Origin of the sequence: Microcystis sp. M079S1 (assembly GCF_020246425.1) — a bacterium.
Classification (GTDB): Bacteria; Cyanobacteriota; Cyanobacteriia; order Cyanobacteriales; family Microcystaceae; genus Microcystis; species Microcystis aeruginosa.
Map to the genome: position 1 here is coordinate 1 of NZ_JADBSZ010000313.1, position 5,325 is coordinate 5,325.

General features: G+C 39.2%; 7 protein-coding genes and 1 pseudogene. All 8 read right to left on the bottom strand.

Features of this window, described 5'->3' with window-relative positions; genetic code table 11:
• Positions 1-226 precede the first annotated feature (226 nt).
• The gene (locus IM456_RS20140; protein ID WP_253881163.1) at positions 227-541 is read right to left on the bottom strand and encodes a hypothetical protein; all 315 of its coding nucleotides are present in this window, start codon (positions 539-541) and stop codon (positions 227-229) included.
• 194 nt (positions 542-735) lie between these two features.
• Complete coding sequence (locus IM456_RS20145) at positions 736-1,668, bottom strand: glycosyltransferase family 2 protein (RefSeq protein WP_287692740.1); 933 nt, start codon at positions 1,666-1,668, stop codon at positions 736-738.
• A complete protein-coding gene (locus IM456_RS20150; RefSeq protein WP_231859723.1) occupies positions 1,665-2,027 on the bottom strand; it encodes a GtrA family protein in 363 nt (120 codons plus the stop codon). Before IM456_RS20150 ends, IM456_RS20145 begins: the two co-directional genes overlap by 4 nt.
• Positions 2,028-2,067: 40 nt before the next feature.
• Positions 2,068-2,979: a transketolase family protein gene (locus IM456_RS20155; protein ID WP_287692742.1), complete on the bottom strand. Its 912-nt coding sequence runs from the start codon at positions 2,977-2,979 to the stop codon at positions 2,068-2,070.
• A complete protein-coding gene (locus tag IM456_RS20160; protein WP_287692743.1) occupies positions 2,976-3,452 on the bottom strand; it encodes a thiamine pyrophosphate-dependent enzyme in 477 nt (158 codons plus the stop codon). The genes IM456_RS20155 and IM456_RS20160 overlap by 4 nt, the downstream gene beginning before the upstream one ends.
• A gap of 167 nt (positions 3,453-3,619) precedes the next feature.
• Positions 3,620-3,889 carry a thiamine pyrophosphate-binding protein gene (locus tag IM456_RS20165; RefSeq protein ID WP_287692745.1) on the bottom strand — a complete coding sequence of 90 codons (270 nt, stop codon included), beginning with the start codon at positions 3,887-3,889 and terminating at the stop codon, positions 3,620-3,622.
• A gap of 12 nt (positions 3,890-3,901) precedes the next feature.
• On the bottom strand, positions 3,902-4,960 hold the full coding sequence (locus IM456_RS20170) for an NAD-dependent epimerase/dehydratase family protein (protein ID WP_287692747.1): 1,059 nt from the start codon (positions 4,958-4,960) through the stop codon (positions 3,902-3,904).
• Positions 4,961-5,021: 61 nt separating this feature from the next.
• Positions 5,022-5,325 (bottom strand): annotated as a pseudogene (locus IM456_RS20175) (hypothetical protein); the annotation flags it as partial.

The following is a 5,325-nucleotide window of genomic DNA, read 5'->3' on the forward strand; positions in this document are numbered from 1 at the left end:
ATCCTTAAATGTTTCAGGATATACTCCACAAAAGCGTTTAAACTCTTCTGGATTCAAATTTTTTACTTTTTCGTAAGTCATTGTTTTTCTGAGTGTTTTACTTTATTTTACATAATCAGTTCCTATTTTTGCAGGAGGTCTCTTGTGAGGAGAGGCACTCATGCAAGAGGCAAAAGGCAAAACGGAGAATAAATAATCAGTTTTTAATAAGCGGATTTAGTATTAGTTATTTTATCGAAAAAATCAGGTCTAAAACCTCGCCTTTTAAGGCGAAAAGTTTTTGTAACGGGGCATAAATCCCCGTTACAAAAACGGCCTCCTGCCCCCTGCCTCCGTTAACATCGGGAATTAGGGAGTCGGTAGGCAGGTACATCGGATCGAGAGAATGTTGTTTGATTTTACCTTGAATTGAAGTTTTAAGATCGATTAACTCATCAAGTGTATTAATTGATATTGTTTCAAGTTTTTTTTGGGGTTGTAATTGCAGAAAATTTTTTAAAATAGTCTGGAATCGCCCTTCCTCCCAAATCACTGTACTCATCTCTGGTTTTATTCACCACTCCGCACACTTTCCCCGTGCGTAAATTTAAAAGCGGTGAACCACTAAAACCGGGTTATAAGTAGGTAGTTGTTAAAGTTTGTCAGCCCCCCTTATTAAGGTGGGCAGGGGGGTATCGAAGGCAAAATCTATCTTCTATTTAATTAGAACCACTTACTTATAACAAACACAGTCACTCACTCAAAGTTAATCCGTTCTCGTTCGACAACTAAAGGCCTTTTTAAAATTCTCATGTGCATTAATCCGATATATTCGCCGATAATGCCGATAAAAAATAGTTGCACAGAAGCGAGTAAAAATAGTCCGACCATGATTGGTGCGGTTCCTAAAGGAAAATAATCCCAGAACAACAATTTGGCGATTAAATAACCTAACGCCACTAGCAGACTCAAGAGGGACAAAGCAAAGCCTAACATGGTCGCCAGTCTGAGGGGAACTTGGGAGTGACTGGTAATACCCAGCATCGCTTCGCTATAGTATCGATAGAAGTTGTAACTACTAATACCCCGTTTTCGCCGTTGTTGTTGATACTCAAAAGAGAAACTTTCAAAACCCAACTCTTCAATGAGTCCCCTAAAATAGGGATAGGGATCGTTAATCTCTCGTAGAACATTGATGACTTTCTGATCATATAAGCCGAAACCTGTAAAGTTTCTAGTAACTTTTATATCCGAAAGATTGTCCATTAAATAATAAAAAATTTGTCTAGCAAAATAGAAAAAAGCTCCTTCTTTCATCGGCGTTTTAACCGCTTTAACAACTTTATAGCCTTCTTCCCACTTCTTGACAAATTCTAGGATTAATTCGGGAGGATCTTGCAAATCTGCTACCATAAAAATAACCGCATCTCCGTAACACTGAAGAATACCATAGTAAACAGAACGAACGGGACCGAAATTTCTAGCATTAACGATGACTTTTATCCCGGGGTCTTTTTGAGCAATTTTTTTTAATTCATCTACAGTTTTATCTTGGGAAGCGTTATCGATAAAAAGATGTTCATACTCATAGTTAGGTAACTGATTAAAGACTTCTTTAACTCGCAGGTAAAGATCCTCAACATTCCCTTCTTCATTATAACAAGGAGTCATAATCGTAATTTTTTTCATTGTGAGCCTTCTCTAAAAACAAATAGTTTCATTAAAACAAAAGAGATGACAGCCATGGGAAGAACCAAGATGGCTCCAGCAATAAGCATTTTGGTTTTCTGTTCGATATTTATATTCATCCCATCGACAAATCTCAGAGCCTCAACGTTCAAGAGAAAAGTCGCCACATAAACTAAGACAAAACGAAAAATCAATTTGTTGTTTTTGCTACCAAAAACCAGTCTTCCCGTGGTTTGAAAGTTAAATAAGACTCCGATAATAGTAGCCAGCAAGACAGCGTACTTGTAATTTAGTCCTATCAGTATAAGACTACCGTATAAAAAATAACCAAATAAGGTATTCAGTACGCCAACTAACAAAAATCTGGCAAATTTGCTTTTTTGGAACAGATACATTTTTCTACAATCGTGACATAAAATTTCTAACTTTTTCCTTGACTGAGGTAACATCTAGCCGATGTTCTTGCATCAAATATTGATAAGTTCCGCAAAATTGAGAAAATCTATCTTCAATACCAATGCGACAAATCCAACTGGGATGATAGGTGCTGGCAATTTCAGAAATAGCAGAACCCAAACCCCCATAGATAGAATGTTCTTCTATCACCACAATAGCTTGATATTGCTGACAAATTTCTCTCACTTGTTGGACATCAAGAGGCTTAATAAAAGGAACACTCCACACCCCACTATTATCCCATTCTTGAGCCACTTCTAGAGCCGTTTTAACCATCGAACCTGTTGCCAAAAATCCAAGGTTGCCGGTGCCTGGTTTAACGGGGTAAAGTTTACCCGGCTCAAGGTTAGGTAAAGTCTCATGAATTACCCCTAAATCTGCCTTACCCATGCGTAAATAAACTGGTCTATCACTGTTAAAAGCCCAATTCAGGCATTGAGTCATTTCGGAGGCATCTGCCGGGGAGAGAATCGAGATATTAGGTAAAGCCCTTAAAGCGGCAATATCTTCGGTAGACTGATGACTAGAACCCAGACTACTATAGACCACTCCAGCACCATCTCCAATCAACAAAACCTTTAATTGTTCATAACAAACATCTAACTTAATTTGTTCTAGAACTCTTATCGGCAGAAAAGAACTTAAACCATAAACTACTGGAAAAAACCCCGATTTAGCGAGTCCTGCCGCCACCCCTACCATATTTTGTTCTGCTACCCCCGCATTGATATATTGTTTAGGACAAGCCTGACGAAAATCATCGAATAAAGCATAACCATGATCCCCAGTTAATAACAGAACTCGCTCATCTCCTAAAGCAAATTTGACTAAAGCATCTGAAAAAGCGTTTCTCATAAACTTAATTTGTCCTTGTAAACTTGAGTTTCTAATTCGGCTTTAGCTTGGGCATAAATCTCCCGATTTAAGCGGCTATAATGCCAAACATTATTATCTTCCATGAAAGAAACACCTTTCCCTTTAACCGTGTGAGCGATAACAGCTTTAGGACAAGAAGAAGACAGTTCTAATAATTCTTGAAAGACCTGATATAATGCCTTTTCATCATGACCATCTACTTCTCGACAGTCAAAACCAAAAGCCCGGAACTTATCAGCAATTTGACCTAAATTCATCACTTCTTGAGTAGTACCCATCGCTTGATAACCATTAGCATCTACAATGACTAACAAGTTAGATAGTTGAAAATGAGAGGCAAAAAGTAGGGCTTCCCAAATCGACCCCTCATTAATTTCTCCATCCCCCACAAGGGCAAAACAACGCTGTCCGGTTCCTTTAATTTTACTAGCTAACGCTATGCCAACACCCACAGATAAACCATGCCCTAAAGACCCTGAACTTACTTCTAAACCAGGCACATGAGCATCAGACAACCCTTTAAGAATTGTACCATCCCCAAAGTAATTAAGCTAAACGGCTTTTACTTCGGATCACCGATATAGACTCCAAAAGGGTTATAGCTGTTGGATCATGCAGGTTAAGCGCCGTTTAGCTTATCAATATCCTTATCCGTTAGCCAGCCTAACTCATACATACAAGCATATTGAGCCATTACTCCATGACCTTTACTGAGAATTAAATAATCTCTGCCGGGGGACTCCGGTTGACCATTCCCTAGATTTAGGTAAGAACGATAGAGAACTGCGAGAATCTCGATAATAGAAAAGGCACAGCCAATATGCACGGTCGAACCAGCAAAGGCCATCCTCAGAACAGTTTGACGGAGTTGATTTGCCGCAAATTTCATGAGTTAAACTCCTCAATGATTATCAGTTTGTGTTAGTCTTTGTTGATACCATGCAAGGGTTTTTTTAATCCCTGTAGATAAATCAACGGTTGCCTTGAGTCCTAATTCTTTTAATGCTCTGTCAGTAGCGGGTACATATCTGGCAATCCGTTGACCTACAACTGGTTCTTGAGCAACAGTGATAGAATTAGGGTGTCCAGCAACCTGTGCCACCGCTAAGGCGGTATCTTTAATGTTGATTTCCACATTTGAACCCACATTATAAGGACGACAAGACTGCCCCTTAAATAATATAGTCCATAACCAAATCATCAAATCCGAAGCATATAAATAGGAACGATAGGGGGTTCCATCTCCTTTAACATGAATCGTTTTTCCCTCTAAAATGTCCCTGATAAAGTTGCCAATGGCAAAAGATCCATCTAAAGGTAAATAGGGACCGACAAAGGCAAAACACCGGGCAATTTTTACACCTATATTATATTCCTGAGCGTACAAGACACTCAAGAGTTCTGCGAGTCGTTTTCCCTCTCCATAAACGGAGTTAGGAGAACTCACATCCAGCGCCCCTTGATAGCTTTCTGGAATATGACTTATATCTGAGGGTTGTTGACCATAAATTGCTCCTGAGCTAGTTAGTAATAATTTTTTTGTGCCACAATTTTTAGCAAAATCTAGCACTCGCCGAGTCCCTTGTACTGTAGTATCTAGGACAAAAAGACGATCCTCTTGATGTACTAGAGAACTTGCATCCGTTGCCGCATGAATAATATAAGAAAACTCCCCTTTAGGAAACTGAAATGACCTAACATCACCGCTATGGAATTGAATAGCGGGATGATTGGCTAAATGAGGAGCTTTTTGCCTGAAACTATCAGGATTTCTAGTTAAAACCACTGCTGATGCTTTTAAGTCTAGCTGATCATTGGCCCAAATAAAACTCTCCAGAAGCCAACAGCCAAAAAAGCCTGTACCTCCGGTAATAAATATCCGTTGTCCCCGCAATTCCTCCCACAGGGTTTTAGTATGGGCAAGAATGTGATTTAAGTCATTTGTTAGGTTAGGTTGCATCTTCAGCCCCGAATCATTACCAAGATTCCTTCCATGATTTTATCAGCATTTGACAAGTCTCCTACAAGGTTTCTGGTTCAACGCCTAATTCTCTTAATTTTTCAGCTAATTTTTGCCGTAACATTCGCTCCTGTTCGAGTTGATATTCAGTTTGTGCGACTCGTTCACTCCCCCATAATAACAGATTGCCCGACAGCTCCCACCAACGTAACCAATAGGCTGTTACTTCCGCTTTTTTTCCCTGCCAGACTCCCAAAAATAAGTTAATCTCTGCTATCCAATAACGATTGTTTTCATTAGGTTTTTGTTGTTCATACCTTCCTTGATTTAATCGATAAATTTCTAATTCTCCTGTTTTTGGTTGA